The organism is Dysosmobacter sp. (assembly GCF_052306735.1).
Lineage (GTDB): Bacteria > Bacillota > Clostridia > Oscillospirales > Oscillospiraceae > Oscillibacter.
In genome coordinates, this window is record NZ_DAWBAJ010000014.1 from 22,033 (window position 1) to 36,077 (window position 14,045).

13 protein-coding genes and 1 other annotated feature (1 of these 14 running past the window's edge) are annotated in these 14,045 nt (G+C 62.2%); of the genes, 6 read left to right on the forward strand and 7 right to left on the reverse strand.

All coding sequences use genetic code 11. The annotated features are described in order from the left end of the window. Window positions 1-49 precede the first annotated feature (49 nt). Window positions 50-967 carry a LysR family transcriptional regulator gene (locus ACT67G_RS05480; protein ID WP_443663357.1) on the reverse strand — a complete coding sequence of 306 codons (918 nt, stop codon included), beginning with the start codon at window positions 965-967 and terminating at the stop codon, window positions 50-52. Window positions 968-1,138: 171 nt separating this feature from the next. Between ACT67G_RS05480 and ACT67G_RS05485 the strand changes: the two genes are divergently transcribed. From ACT67G_RS05485 to ACT67G_RS05510, 6 genes are all read left to right on the forward strand, one after another. Then, window positions 1,139-1,540, forward strand: a complete 402-nt coding sequence (locus ACT67G_RS05485; RefSeq protein WP_443663358.1) for a GntR family transcriptional regulator — start codon at window positions 1,139-1,141, stop codon at window positions 1,538-1,540. Continuing rightward, window positions 1,537-2,265, forward strand: a complete 729-nt coding sequence (locus ACT67G_RS05490; RefSeq protein WP_443663359.1) for a hypothetical protein — start codon at window positions 1,537-1,539, stop codon at window positions 2,263-2,265. Before ACT67G_RS05485 ends, ACT67G_RS05490 begins: the two co-directional genes overlap by 4 nt. Further along, complete coding sequence (locus tag ACT67G_RS05495) at window positions 2,249-2,728, forward strand: hypothetical protein (protein WP_443663361.1); 480 nt, start codon at window positions 2,249-2,251, stop codon at window positions 2,726-2,728. Before ACT67G_RS05490 ends, ACT67G_RS05495 begins: the two co-directional genes overlap by 17 nt. A 12-nt stretch (window positions 2,729-2,740) precedes the next feature. Further along, window positions 2,741-3,481, forward strand: coding sequence for an ABC transporter ATP-binding protein (locus ACT67G_RS05500; RefSeq protein ID WP_325244130.1), 741 nt, complete (start codon window positions 2,741-2,743; stop codon window positions 3,479-3,481). A gap of 2 nt (window positions 3,482-3,483) precedes the next feature. Beyond that, complete coding sequence (locus ACT67G_RS05505; protein ID WP_443663363.1) at window positions 3,484-4,923, forward strand: hypothetical protein; 1,440 nt, start codon at window positions 3,484-3,486, stop codon at window positions 4,921-4,923. Between the two features lie 172 nt (window positions 4,924-5,095). Next, on the forward strand, window positions 5,096-5,551 hold the full coding sequence (locus ACT67G_RS05510) for a hypothetical protein (protein WP_443663365.1): 456 nt from the start codon (window positions 5,096-5,098) through the stop codon (window positions 5,549-5,551). Window positions 5,552-5,608: 57 nt separating this feature from the next. Here the strand turns inward: ACT67G_RS05510 and ACT67G_RS05515 are convergent, their stop codons facing one another. The 6 genes from ACT67G_RS05515 to ACT67G_RS05540 all read right to left on the reverse strand — a co-directional run bounded on the left by ACT67G_RS05515 (window position 5,609) and on the right by ACT67G_RS05540 (window position 13,670). Continuing rightward, complete coding sequence (locus tag ACT67G_RS05515; RefSeq protein ID WP_443663366.1) at window positions 5,609-6,274, reverse strand: metal-dependent hydrolase; 666 nt, start codon at window positions 6,272-6,274, stop codon at window positions 5,609-5,611. Between the two features lie 26 nt (window positions 6,275-6,300). After that, window positions 6,301-7,461 (reverse strand): DUF362 domain-containing protein, encoded by a 1,161-nt coding sequence (locus ACT67G_RS05520; RefSeq protein WP_443663367.1) that lies wholly within the window; start codon window positions 7,459-7,461, stop codon window positions 6,301-6,303. Further along, window positions 7,443-8,924: a sodium/proline symporter gene (locus ACT67G_RS05525; RefSeq protein ID WP_325245493.1), complete on the reverse strand. Its 1,482-nt coding sequence runs from the start codon at window positions 8,922-8,924 to the stop codon at window positions 7,443-7,445. The genes ACT67G_RS05520 and ACT67G_RS05525 overlap by 19 nt, the downstream gene beginning before the upstream one ends. Before the next feature lie 322 nt (window positions 8,925-9,246). Continuing rightward, window positions 9,247-9,684: a signal peptidase II gene (locus ACT67G_RS05530; RefSeq protein WP_443663369.1), complete on the reverse strand. Its 438-nt coding sequence runs from the start codon at window positions 9,682-9,684 to the stop codon at window positions 9,247-9,249. 1 nt (window position 9,685) lies between these two features. Continuing rightward, complete coding sequence (locus ACT67G_RS05535; RefSeq protein ID WP_443663371.1) at window positions 9,686-12,352, reverse strand: NYN domain-containing protein; 2,667 nt, start codon at window positions 12,350-12,352, stop codon at window positions 9,686-9,688. 130 nt (window positions 12,353-12,482) lie between these two features. Further along, entirely contained in the window at window positions 12,483-13,670 is a 1,188-nt protein-coding gene (locus tag ACT67G_RS05540) for an ATP-binding protein (protein WP_325245488.1), read from the reverse strand. A gap of 145 nt (window positions 13,671-13,815) precedes the next feature. Then, window positions 13,816-14,045 (forward strand) — a binding site (T-box leader) (it continues 26 nt past the right edge of the window).

The following is a 14,045-nucleotide window of genomic DNA, read 5'->3' on the forward strand; positions in this document are numbered from 1 at the left end:
AATATTATTTTGTTTTATAAATTAAATTTATAAATATTATCCAGACACCTTACGCTTCTCCCCCATCCTCCGGCCACAGATCGTCCGGGGGCAGGTGGCGGGAGAGGTGGTGGATAAAGGCCTGGCAGGCCTTGGAGAGATACCGCCTGGGATTCCAGGCCAGAACGATATCCCAGTATTTCATACTGTCCATCAGGGGGACGCAGGTCACCTGGGGAGCGGGGTGCATGTCCAGCACGGGCTTGGGCAGGATGGACACCGCCCGGCGGTGGGACACCATCTCCACCATAAAGTCCCACTGGGAGGTCAAAAGCGCCATTTTGGGCTCAAAGCCCGCCGCCCGGCAGGCTGCCACGATCTGCTCGTTGAGGATGAAATTCTCGTTGAAAATGGCGAACTCCTCCTCCCGGAGGGCTGCCACAGTGGTGAAAGGCTCCCGGGCCAGGGGATGATCCCGGTGCACCAGGGCCACATTGCGCTGGGTGGTGAAGTGCAGCGTCTCAAAGCTGGCGCAGCGGGGGGTGTTGAGGGTCAGGGCCAGATCCAGCTCTCCCGCCTGGAGCATCTGATCCAGGCGATGGGCGCCCTCCTCGATCATATGGACGCGGATATTGGGGTAGGCCCGGTTGAACTCCGGGATCAAATCCCCGAAGAAACAGGCTCCCATCAGAGGCGGAAGCCCCAGGGAAAAGGCACCGCTGCTGTTGCGGTCTGTCCGGCGCACATCCTCCACCGTCTTTTGATAGACGTCCATCAGCTGCTGGGCCCCCTCCAGGAGCCTGCGGCCCTCATCCGTGAGCATCTGCCGACGGCCGAAGGCGTACAGCAGCTTCACCCCCAGCTCCTCCTCCAGGTTCTTCACAGAGATGGACAGGGCCGGCTGGGAGATCCCCAGATGCTCCGCCGCCTGGGAAAAGCTTCCTGCCTGGGCCACCGCCATAAAATATGTGAGCTGCTTGATATCCATGATCCTCTCCCCTTATCTCCGGTGCGCTTTCTCATGAAAAGCATACGGGGGCGGGCACCCGTTGTCAAGCCCGCCGGATGGACTTGACAGGAAACTGTATCACTGCTATGATACGGTTAGAAAGCGTACTATGGAAGTGACACAGTTTGCAGGAAAGGGCGGTGAGGCCGTGTGATCTCCTTTGAAGGCTTTTCCCCTGCGGAGGGAAGCCCCATCTATCTGCAGATCGTCCGGTATGTGCAGCGCCGCCTGGTGGCCGGCACCATCCGCCCGGGAGACGAGCTGCCCTCCCGCCGGGCTCTCTCGGCATTGCTGGGGGTGAACCCCAACACCATCCAGAAGGCCTGCCGCATGCTGGAGGAGGAGGGCATCATCACCTCCCACACCGGGGCCAAAAGCCTGGTGGCGGCGGACGAGGCGGTGACCGCCCGGGTGCGGCAGGAGCTTTTGGAGTACGACGCCGGAACACTGGTGCGGGGTCTGAAGGAAATGGGCATTCCCCGCACCCAGGCGCTGGACGTGGTGGCGCGGCTGTGGGACGCGCCCCAAGCAGGAGAGGAGGAGACGCCATGAGAAAGCATCTTTCCGTGTGGATGACGGCGGCCCGGGGAATCGCGGGCCCCCTGGCGCTGATCCTGCTGGTCATGGCGGCGGCGGAAGGCGTCCTGCTGTGGTCGGCCTATCCGGATTACGAAGCCACGAGCCTGTACTTTTTATTGAGTGACTGTCCCCTGGTGTGGCCTTTCCGGGCGGCCCTGGTTCTGCTGGCGGCGGCCTGCTGCCTCCACGGCAGCGGCCTGGGGGGCAGCGCCGTGGGAAACACCCTGGGGCGGCTGCGGATCTCTGAGCTGACGGCATTCCTCTTATGGGGCCTTTGCTACGCCACGGCCTTTGTGATCTTGTGGGCAGTCCAGGCGGGGATCCTGCTGGGGGCAGGATGGTATTTCACCGCACATGCTGCCCCCTCTGCCGCCAGTCCCCAGACGGTGCTGCTTGCCTCCTGGCAAGTGCCCTTCTTTCACGCGGTGCTGCCCCTGGATCAGTGGACCGGCTATGTGCGCATGGCGTGTCTCTCCCTGGGGCTGGGGATAGGCTGTGCCGCCTGGTCCTTTTGGCGGCGGCAGACAGCCAACGGCTACGCCGCGCCGTTTCTGGTAATTTTGTGGGTGGTAACCATCACATTCGATCCCACCGACCTTTCCATGGATCTCTTTTTGATCCTGGCGGCTCTGGTAACAGCGGGGGTATCCATTTACCTGGTCTGGGGGGAGGTGTACCGTCATGCGGATTCCCATTGAGCGCTATGCCCCGCCGGGGGTGGATGTCCAGACAGAAGTAGAGCGAACGGTCTGGGGTCTGATTGCCGCCGCGGTGCTCTCCCTGCGGTTTTTCCTATCCTATGTGGACAGACGTACCTATGTCTATGATCTGCTAGAAGACTTCCGGGGCCCGGAAAAGATTGTCGTGATGCCCACCTTCCGGGAGATCTTCTCCTGGTCCTTTCTGGGTTTTGGGATCTTTTTGCTGGCTATGGCGGCGGTGGCAGTTTTCCACGTGGCCTACCACTACCAGGGAGGCAGCCGTCCCATCTATCTTATGCGGCGTCTGCCGGACCGCTGGGAATACTGGCGGCGGTGCCTGGCCCTGCCGGCGGCGGGCGCCCTGTGCGCCCTGGCCGCCATGCTGATCCTGCTGGGGATCTACCTTGCCGTCTACCTGGTTTTCACACCGGCCCAGTGTCTGCCGGAGCCGTGGTTTTAGGAGGGATACATCATGCTGGAACTCAAGGAAGTCACAAAATTCTACGGGGCCAAGCAGGCCCTGGACAAGGTCTCCCTCACCCTGGCCCCGGGAGAGATTGTGGGGCTCTTCGGGGAAAACGGCGCGGGCAAGACCACGCTGCTCAAATCCATGCTGGGGCTCCTGCCCCACCGGGGCACAGTGACCCTGGACGGGGAAGCCGTCAGCCACAAAAACATCCACCGGCTGTCCTTTGCTACCTGCGAGCACTCTTTCTTCCCCAATCTGACGGCAGAGGACCATCGAGCCTTTTACCGCTCCCACTTCCCCGCTTTCCGGGACAAGCGCTTCCAGGCCCTGATGGACTTTTTCGAGCTGCCGGGGGGCAAGGCTCTGCGCCATTTGTCCACCGGGCAGAAAAACCAGTTTGAGGTGATCCTCGCGCTCAGCCAGGGGGCGGACTATATCCTTATGGACGAGCCCTTTGCGGGCAACGATATCTTCAACCGGGAGGACTTCTACAAGGTGCTGCTGGGGATCCTGGAGCCCACGGAGGCGGTGATCCTCTCCACCCATCTTCTGGAGGAGGTGCAGAACTTCATCAGCCGGGCGGTGCTGCTGCGTCAGGGAAAGATCGTGGGGGATGCCTCCATGAGCGACTTGGAGGACGCGGGACAGGATCTCATGTCCTTTGTAAAGGAGACCTACCACTACCGCTCGGACCGGGTGAGCCGTGCCCTCTCGGATCTGACAGATCACCGGGAGGAGGGATGACCATGCGCTTTCGCATTGCGTCCATTTTTATCGCCGCCGCCCTGGTCCTCTCCTGCGGCGTGCTGGCGGCAGGGCATGTCTCCCTGTACGCCCAGCGGGAGGCGGTAACCCTGGAGGAGACCACCCTGCTGGGGGATGTCTCCGCCGTGGAGGGCGTCCAGGTGGAGATTCATACACAGCTGATAAATCAGCTCTTCTGGGACACCCAGTATACCGCCGGGACACAGCCCGTCATTCACACCGACTACACCCATTATTGGAGTGAACAGCCCAACTACCGGGAGTGGGACCGGGACGTTCTCCGGGCAGACTTTTGCGGCTCCATGGGCGTCACAAGCCCGGAGTGGGAGGAAGTGGACCAGTTCGGCATGCAAAAGCCCTTCAACGACGTGGCCTCCCGCTGCCCCGCCGGAACGGAGAATTACACGGAGCGGGTCCGTCTGCGGGATTACTACGAATACTTCCCCATTTACGTCTCCACCGTGGACATCCTGCCCGATGGCGGCAGCTATTACTTAGACGGCAGCGAATCCGTGGAAATGATGATGCAGGACTTTCTCCGCTCCCAGTTCCGCTTCCCGGTGCCGGAGGACCTGTGGGTGGAGTTCACCGTCGGCAAGGATGCCAGCGGCGCTGTCACCATGTTGGGCACCGGCTCTGTGGACGATTACAACTGGGAGTCGCTGGGAATCTCTACCGTGCGGACGGAGGCAGGCCTGTTCTTCACCCTCTCCCCGGACATGCGCGCAGACGGCACGACACCGGACTTCTCCCACTGCACGGTGGAGCGGGGGCTCTACTTCCTGCCCATCACCCTGACCCCCTATGAGGGGGAGGATTTTTCCGATACCGAAAACCTTCTCACCGTCTCCCTGGACACGGAGCACTTCCGGACGGTGTGTCCCATTGACGCCGATGCGGACCGGGTGTCCCTCTATCAGAGTAACGACGGAAACTGGCTGTACCTTCTCAGCCAGCAAAGGGGGGAAGCCACGCTGACGGTGCTCTCCGCTGACACCGGGGAAATCACCTCCCAGGTCACGCTTTTTACGCTGGAGGACCGGGAGACCCAGGCGCTCTCCCGGACGTATCTCCAGGAGGGCTATCTCATCGCCACCCGCTCCGACGGGGCATTTGCCCTGGTGACGGTGGACGGGGCCGGACAGGCGGAAATCTCCCTGGCTGGAGATTTTTCTCCGGCCCAGGCCCTGGAGTGCTACATGGACACCCCCGTCTTCGACTACGACGGGGAGCGGCTGGCCTTTGCAGACCTTGCCCAGCAGTTCAATGGATGCAGCTTCTTTCTGGGGGTGGTAAGCGCCCAGGGCATGGAATATCTGGGAAAGTATTACCACAATCAGGACGCCACCAGCATCGACTATCAATCCTGTTCCCCGGTGGAGCAGGACCCCCTGTCCGTGCAGCTGCCGGATGCCGCATGATTGCCTTTGACGCAGTCCCTTACGGGGCTGCGTCTTTTTCCTTTGGGCTTTTTCCACACGCTGTTGAAAAACCGCAAACCTTTTCCCCCGTCCCACCGTCTGTAAGGCAAACCCGGAAGTTAAACCATGCCTTTCGGGCAGCCCTACTGTTGAACACAAGGAGGAATCGACTATGAAGCATCTGCGCATCCACCGGGCATTGCTGGCTGCCATGCTGGTTTGTGCCCTGTTTGCCCTGAGCGCCTGCGGCGCCGGAAACAGTACCCCTCAAGCCCCCATCGAAATGACGGAGGAGTCCACTTCTTCCACCGACCCCGCCGGCACCGGGGAAACCCAGTCCCCGGACGCCGCTCCCCCCACCCTGGAGGAGCTGCTGGGCGCGGACTACCAAGACTACATCGTGGAGACCATCACCATGCAGATGGAAAACCGCATGGACAAAGAGCCGGAGGTGGAGTTCTACCCCATCCGGGACAACAAGCCTCTGACGGATTATGTGGCCATCGACGAGACCCTCTCCTTCACGCCGGATGAAGAAGGCGGCGTGACCATCCACCTGCCTGCAGGCTCCGTGACGGATGAAGCCCACGGGGAGCAGAGCTTCTCCCTGCCCAACCCCCATCCATAAAAAGTGGATCCATGAAAAAAGCGGGAACCCCCAGGGGTTCCCGCTTTTGATATCCGGTTACAGTTCCACGCTCTCGCCGGGCTTGAGGACACAGCACTGCATGCCCTTGCCACGCACGGCATCCGCAAAGGCCTGGGCGTCCTGGCGCAGGGGCGGCATGGTGTCGTAGTGCATGGGCACCACCATCTGGGGCTTGATCATCTCCGCCGCCCGGAGGGCATCCTCCGGCCCCATGGTGAACATGTCCCCGATGGGCAGCAGCGCCACGTCGATGTGCTCCGGCTCCAGCAGCGCCAGATCGCAGGTAAGGGAGGTATCTCCGGCATGGTAGATCTTCCGGCCGCCCATCTCGAAGAGGAAGCCGCAGGAGAGGCAGCCCGGCACACCGCTGCCGTGAATGGCGGGGGTAAACTTAAAGGAACCGAAAGGCAGCTTCATCCGGCCGCCCAGGTTGCCCTGGATGGTCTCCACCCCGGCGGGGGCAAACAGCGCGTTGCCCAGATCCGCTGTGCAGCAGACGGGGGCTCCGGTGCGGCGGGCGATGTCCACCGCGTCTCCCAGATGGTCGCCGTGGCCGTGGGTGACGAAGATGTAATCTGCCTCCACCTGGTCGGCAGGAACCGCCGCCAGGGGATTGCCGGTAAGGAAGGGATCCGTCAGCAGCTTGTACTTTCCGTCATCCAGCAAAAAGCATGCGTGGCCCAAAAAAGTCACTTTCATCATAAATTCCTCCTATTGTTTTCTACGGTTTAATCGTCCAGGGTTTCTCCGGCATTGATGGTTCGTGCGATCTGGGAGGGCACCGGCGGGCAGCCCTTGCAGAAGGGCCGCTTTCCGTCCCGGAATTTGGCCGTGCAGTTGCCTACCAGTACCACATTCTGCTCCGCCAGATCCTCCGGCCGCAAGTCCGCGCCGAAAGCAATGGTCACCGGAGGCGCATCCTCATACTCCTGGTGGTGATAGCGGAAAAACTGCACCATGGCGGCGTGGCAGGCGCTGCAGGCCCCCTGCTCCACCACCTTGGGATTGGGGTAGTGCAGGTGCAGGTCATGCTCCGAGGCCAGCTGGAACCGGTGGGCCCATTTGAGGTAATCCTCCGGGAACACCCGGATATCCCCCAGCTCCAGCCCCCGGTCCTCCCGCACCAGATTCAGGTGGGGCACCGCGTCGTACTCCATACCCATGAGGCGGATAGCCGTCAGGTCTGCGGACAGGGCGTCCTTGGAGGCAAGCACCACCCCCAGCTCCACCGGTGTGCCGCCGGAGGGGCCGAAGCCCTCCATACACACCACGCCGTCCGTGACCACATAATCCGGGTAGCAGACACGGGCCAGCTCCATGATGCCGTAGTCCAGGCACTTGCCCTTGTGAATATCCGGCGGCGCCTGGTTGATGCGGTGAAGCCGGGTCTTGTCCTTTTGATAGAGGCAGCCCTTCATGTTCTTGATGCTCAGGGTCACTCCGGCGTACATGTGGGTCTTTATCACCGGCACGGAGATCAGCCGGTCCACCTGGAAGGGCAGACGGGACATCTTCAGCCGCTGGACCATGACGCCGCCGGGGATCTCCCGCTCCTCCATACCGCTCTCGTCCAGATCCACACAGGCAACGCCCTCTTCCTCACAGACCTGATAGATCCCGGCGGAGCGCAGAGCCTCCAGACTGTTGACCCCCACAATGGAGCTGTCTCCCACCAGGAGCTGCCCCACCTGCCGCTCCTTGAAAAAGCGGATGAGGCCCCGTACTACCTCCGGATGGGTGCAAAGGCCGCTGGCGGCAGGGCCCTTGAATCCCGTATTGACTTTCAGCAAAATCCGCAGCCCCGCCGCCTCCTCGGTAAACACCCGGGAGATGGCGTCATAGGCCATTTGGGCAGGGTCGCCCCCCTGCATCACATAGACGTCCGGCACGCCGCTTCCTCCTTTTCTGGTTCAGAATCCTTCCGGTTGAGCTGGGTCACCATCTCCTGAATCCGGGCGGGGGGTTCCTTCGTCATAAGGCTCACCACCACCAGCACCACCGCCGTCACGGTAAAGGCCACGAAGGTATAGTGCAGCGTGGTGTTGAGGCCCGCCTGGTACCAGGCGTAGACCGCCACAAAGCCCACGATCATGCTCACCAGAGCGCCCTCCCGGGTGGCCCGCTTCCAGTAGAAGCCCAGGATCAGAATGGGGGCAAACACAGACAGTCCGCCCCAGGCCCACCAGTTGACCCAGAGGATGCTGTCAAAGGGATTGAATGCAATGTAGATGGCAAAAATGCCGATGACCACCGAGGAGATCCGGGCCACCAGCAGCACCTGCCGATCCGTGGCCTGGCCCTTTTTGAGGATCTTGTTGTAAAAATCCTGGGTGACGGCAGTGGTGGCCACATGCAGCAGCGCATCCGCCGAGGACATCACCGCCGCCAGAATGGCCGCCGTGACGATGCCCACCAGGAAGCGGGGGGTGTACTGGGCGATCATCTGGATGTAGTTGGTGCTGGTATTCTCACTGCCCGGAAAAATCGTCAGGCACCACAGGTTCACCACGAAGGTGCCGAAGAGCAAAAACACGCCTGTGACACCGGCAATCGCTGCGCCCTTTCCGGCGGAGCGGGGCTCCTTCATGCCCATGAACATCTGCACGATCTGGGGCTGGCCCATGTAGCCCAGCCATCCGGCGGAGAGGAGACCCACAATGGTGATGGGATTGATCCACGCGGAGGTGAGGGCGGGATCCACCGCCGCCACCTGATCCATCAGGGAGTTGAAGCCGCCGTTGCCGAAGGCCACGAACAGTCCCACAAGCACCGCGAAAATCATCAGCATGCCCTGGACGAAGTCCGTCCAGGCCACCGCCAGCAGTCCGCCGGCGGAGGTGTAAAGGATCACCACCACCGCGCCGATGAGCACGGACACCCGGTAATCCAGGCCCAGCACCGCCTGGAAGGTGGTGCCGGCAGCCATCAGCTGGGAACTCATGTACACGGTGATGCTGATGGCAATGATGACGGTGGAAACTGCCCGGAGAACCTTACGGTCCTCGTCGTAGTACCGGGCTTCGATCAGGTCGATGAAGCTGCGGGCTCCGGTCATCAGGGTAAAGCGGGCCACCCGCTTGGCCATGACGAAGAAGTTGATAAACGGCGCAAAGCCTGAGGAAAACGCCGTCCAGATGGCGCCCATACCGGATCCCGCCACCTGCTGGGGCCACGCGATAAAGAGCCACCCGCTCAATCCCGCCGCCTGATGGGCAATGGCCGTCAAAACGGCGCCGAAGCGGCTGCCGCCGATAAAGTAGTCTGCGGAACTTTTCACGCTCTTTTTGGCCCGGTAGCCAATATAAAGCATGGTCAGCATGTACACCGCGATAATTCCAAGGATCACTGTCATCCCCGGTCCCTCCCTTGCCTTTCGGAATGTGCAGTTTTCTTTTTCTGTTTAGCGGTTTAAACTGCAACTATTTTCCTATTATAGCACGGTGCGGGAAAATGTAAATACACTTTTTCGCTTTGCTGAAAAAAAGCGGCAGGCTGCCGGCCGCCGCCCAGCCTGTCGAAAAAGTCTTTTCTACAGGCTGAGCAAGTTTTTTGAAACTCAAAAAAGTTTCAAAAAACTGATGATTCAAAACGAAAGGAACCCTTCCTGGGTTCCTCTCGTAACTCTCTTCCTTCCCGTCGCGTAAGATCTCCGGTTTTATCGACAGTCTTTTCTCTCACCGGCGGCGGCCGGAGAAGAGCACCATCAGTACGCCCCCCAGAGCCAGGGCGAAATCCGCCAGATTGAAGACCAGTCGGCCCGGTTTCCCGGGCAGGCGGGGGAACTGCACGTAATCGAATACCTGTCCGTGGAGGATGCGCTCCAGGAGGTTGCTCAATCCCCCGCCCATGGCCAGCCCAGCCCCCAGCCGGAATCCCCGGCTCTGCCGGATGGCCAGCAGCGGCAATGCCAGCAGCACCAGGCAGGACAGGGCAATCAGCACCCCACCCCGCAGCCATTTCATGCCGAAGGCGGCGCCCCGGTTGTAGAAGGAACGTAAGGCCACCCGGCCGTTCCAGTGCTCCTCCGCCCGGCCGTCCGGGCGCTCCCAGAACCACCGCACAGCGGTGCAGAGCGCCAGGACGGCGGTAGCGGCAATTCCCAACAGAATCATATCACGCGTCTCCTTTCCCGTCCCCGGCATCCTCCCGGGCCCGTTCCAGGGCACTGCGGAGAGCACCGGTCTTTTTGCGCTGGTTGTTGGCCGAGAGGATGCGGCCCATCTCCCGGAGGGTCTGGTCCATCTCCTCCCGGAAAGCAGAGGCGGACAGGCGCAGTGCCCCGTGGCCCAGGATGATGAGCTGCTCGGGCCCGTCGGAGGTGGCCACCTTCACCCGGTGGGTCTTGCCGATCTCGTAGGTGGCCTTTTCGATATAGGCGTCCGCCGTCTCCGCCTCCTTGGTGTAGACCACATGGATGTTGTGGTACCGCTCCACGGAGCCCAGGCCTCCCTTGACCTTGTAGGCGTCAAAGACCACGATGACCCGGTTTTTCTTCAATCCCTGATAGTTGCTCAGAAGGTCGCACAGCTGCTTGCGGGCGGCATCCAGATTCTCCCGGGCCACCGCTTTGAGGTCCTCCCAGGCAAAGATGATATTATACCCGTCCACCAGCAGATATTCCGGGCCGGAGAAGGCCTCCTTGATGTTCCGCTTCTCCCCCGTCTCCGCCGGGGAGCGCCGGAGCTCCCTGGGCGGGATAAAGTCCCGGCGCTTTACCGCGCCGTAGGTCCGCTCGAAGATGGCCTGAAGCTCTTTATCCTGGGCCAGGGTCCCGGCGTAATCCATCCGCTGCCGGGGCTGGGGCGTTTCCGCCTCCTCCGGCTCCGGCGCGTCCAGCCGCAGCCCGCTGTCCACATGGGCATGGGCTGGGACTTCGTTCCACTTGACGATGACGCCCGCGCCGTGGGAGCAGAACACGGAGTCCGGCGGGTTGTCGGGATCCCGCTCCGGATCGTAGCCCAGGGCCTCCACCACCGCCGCCTGGTCGGCGCAGGGCTCATAACCCCGGGGCGTGCAGAGGAGACGTCCCCGGCCCCGGGTGTAAGCCGTGACCTCCTGTCCGTAGTCCCGCAGGCCGGACACCGGAGCGGCACCGGTGAGCACCGTCTCCTCCCCCATGGTCTCCGGCGCGTCCGTCCGGGCGTTCATCCGCTGCAAATCCATCATGGCCCGGCCCACCTGATCTGCCGGAAGCTCCAGCCGGAAGTCGTACCAGGGCTCCAGCAGGATGTTCTCCGCCTGCATGAGCCCCTGGCGCACCGCCCGGTAGGTGGCCTGGCGGAAGTCGCCGCCCTCCGTGTGCTTCACATGGGCCCGGCCTGCCACCAGGGTGATCTTCAGATCCGTGATGGGGGAGCCTGTCAGCACGCCGGGATGCTCCCGTTCCTTCAGGTGGGTCAGCACCAGCCGCTGCCAGCGGCCGTCCAGCTGGTCCTCCGGGCAGGCGGTGGCGATCCGGATGCCGCTGCCGGGGGCACCGGGCTCCAGCAAAAGGTGCACTTCCGCGTAGTGGCGCAGGGGCTCAAAGTGACCGATGCCCTCCACCGGAGCGGCGATGGTCTCCCGGTAGACGATGCTGCCGGGGCCGAAGGTCACCTCCCAACCGAAGCGCTCCCGGATCATCCGCTGCAAGATCTCCAGCTGCACCTGGCCCATCAGCTGCACGTGAATCTCCCCCAGGGCCTCGTTCCAGGTGATGTGGAGCTGGGGATCCTCCTCCTCCAAAAGCCGCAGTTTCTGCATGGCCGTGTGGGGATCCGCCCCCTCCGGCAGCTCCAGCTGGTAGGTAAGCACCGGCTCCAGCAGCGCACCGCCGCCATCCTCCTCCGCCCCCAATCCCTCTCCGGGATAGGTGCGGGAAAGGCCCGTCACGGCGCAGACAGTGCCTGCCGGGGCCTCCTCCGCCAGGGTGAACTTGCTGCCGGAGTAAATGCGGATCTGGTCCGCCTTCTCCTGCCAGATTTCCTCCTCCGGCGTGTCCGGGCGGCGATTGGTCAAAAGGTCCTTTACCCGCAGGGTGCCGCCGGTGACTTTCAGGTAGGTGAGCCGGGCCCCTTGGGGATCCCGGGCGATCTTATAGACCCGGGCGCCGAAGTCCGCCGGATAGGCAGGCGGAACAACATAGCGCACCAGACCCTCCAGCAGCGCCTCCACGCCCTCCAATTTCAGCGCGGAGCCGAAAAAGCAGGGAAATAGCTTCCGCTGCCCGGTAAGGGCCGCCACATCCGCGTCGGTCACGGGCTCCCCCGCCAGATACCGCTCCAGCAATCCCTCATCCCGGAGGGCGGCTTCCTCCGCCAGAGTCTCCGGGTCGCCGCAGTCCACACACCCGTCGGACAGACGGGCGCGCAGCTGAGAAAGGACTGCCTCTCGGTCCGCTCCCGAGAGATCCATCTTGTTGACAAACAGGCACACCGGCACCTGATAGCGCTCCAGCAGCTGCCAGAGGGTGCGGGTGTGGGCCTGGACGCCGTCGGTGCCGCTGATGACCAGGATGGCCCCGTCCAGCACCTGGAGGGTCCGCTCCGTCTCTGCGGAAAAATCCACGTGTCCCGGGGTGTCCAGCAGGGTGATCTCCGTGTCCCCCACCGGCAGCAGCGCCTGCTTGGAGAAAATGGTGATGCCCCGCTCCCGCTCCATGGCGTCCGTATCCAAAAAGGCATCTCCATGGTCCACACGCCCCAGCTTGCGCAGCTGTCCCGCCCCGTAGAGCAGGGCCTCGGAGAGGGTGGTCTTTCCCGCGTCCACGTGGGCCAGGATGCCGATGGCCAGTTTTTTCATAGCTGTCTCCTCGCTTTTGTCTTTGCCCATCCATCATACCATTCCGGCAAGACCCACGCAAGAGAAAAGGGACGGCCCCAATGGGGCTGTCCCTTTTTGCATGATGCGCGATGAAAAAGCAGCGGGAGCCTCACTGGACACCGGCCCGGCACAGCTCCACGAACTGCTTGGCCACCCGGGGGCTGCGGCCGCCGGAGCGGATGGCAAAGGCCTCCGCTTTTGTCAGCAGCTCCTCCTCCGGCAGCTCCACGTCGTACTGGCGGGCCAGCTCCGTGACGATGGCGGCAAAGCGCTCCCGCTCCGGTCGCAGGAAGGTCACCGTCAGGCCGAACCGGGCGGAGAGGCTCATGAGCTCCTGGCGGGTGTCCGCCTCGTGGATATCGTCGCCGCTGCGGTCCATCAAGGTCTCCTTGATGAGATGGCGGCGGTTGGAGGTAGCGTACACCGCGATGTTCTTGGCCCGGCCGCAGACGCTGCCCTCCAGGATGGCCTTCAGGGCGGCGAAGTTGTCGTCATTGGCGGTAAAGCTCAGATCGTCGATAAAGAGGATGAACTTCAGGGGATTCTGGGCCAGAGAATCCATCAGGTCCGGGATCTCATAAAGCTGGTTTTTCTTCACCTCAATGAGCCGCAGGCCGTCGCCGGCAAAGGCGTTGGCGATGGCCTTCACCGTGCTGGACTTGCCGGTGCCCGCGTCGCCGTAGAGCAGCACGTTGTTGGCGGGCTCCCCCGCCAGCAGCGCCCGGGTGTTGGCGATGACCTTCTCCCGCTCCCGCTCGTAGCCGGGCAGCTCCTCCAACGTCTGGTCGTCGGGGTACTTCACAGGAGAGAGGGCGCCGTTCACCACGGTGAACACGTGGTACTTGGCAAAGATGCCGTAGCCGGTGCGGCCGATCTGACGCATCCGCTCCCGGTAATCCGCCGCCATGTCCAGGGTATCCGTCTCCCAGGCGGGCAGGAACTCCCCCGGCTCCCCGGAGGCAGCCCGGCGCACCTTCTCCAGTGTCAGGGTGCCCAGGGTGCTGAGAAACGCAAGCTCCCCATCCAGGCATGCCTCCAGCACCGGATCCGTGCCGCCAGCAGCCAAACGGCGCACGCAGACGTTGGCATCCTCCAGCACCACCTTGCGCAGATACGCCGTCCAGTTGGTGCCGTACTCAAAGAGGGCGGCCTCAAACTCCGCCGCAGCAGGCACCATCTCGCCGCCGGACACCACCGCATGCAGCAGCGTCCGCAGCCGCTCCACCACCGGGTCCCGCAAAATCCCGCGGAACACCACCAGCCCATCCAGCCGGGCAGACATCTCCTGGATCTTCATAGACATCCTCCTTGCAGTTTTGCAGCCACTATACCCCACTTTCCATATCGACGCAAGTATTTATTTGTTGAGAACTGTATTTTTTTCCGTTTTCAAAAAAAACTGTTGACAAATCCAGGGGCTTCCTGTATATTCGTAGAAAATATCAAACGCAATGAAGAGAACGAGTAACGTTTCCTTTCCGCTTTCAGAGAGCTGTCGTCTGGTGCGAGACAGTAAGTATTGGGGAGCGCGAAATCATCTCCGAGCAGTCCGCTGAACGAAAGATGCTTTCAAGTAGGTTGGATCGGGTGCACCCGTTAACGTGCGGGGGTTTGTTGGAACCCCATGAGTGGGCGCGGCTTGTCCGCGTCAATGAGAGTGGTACCGCAGAGT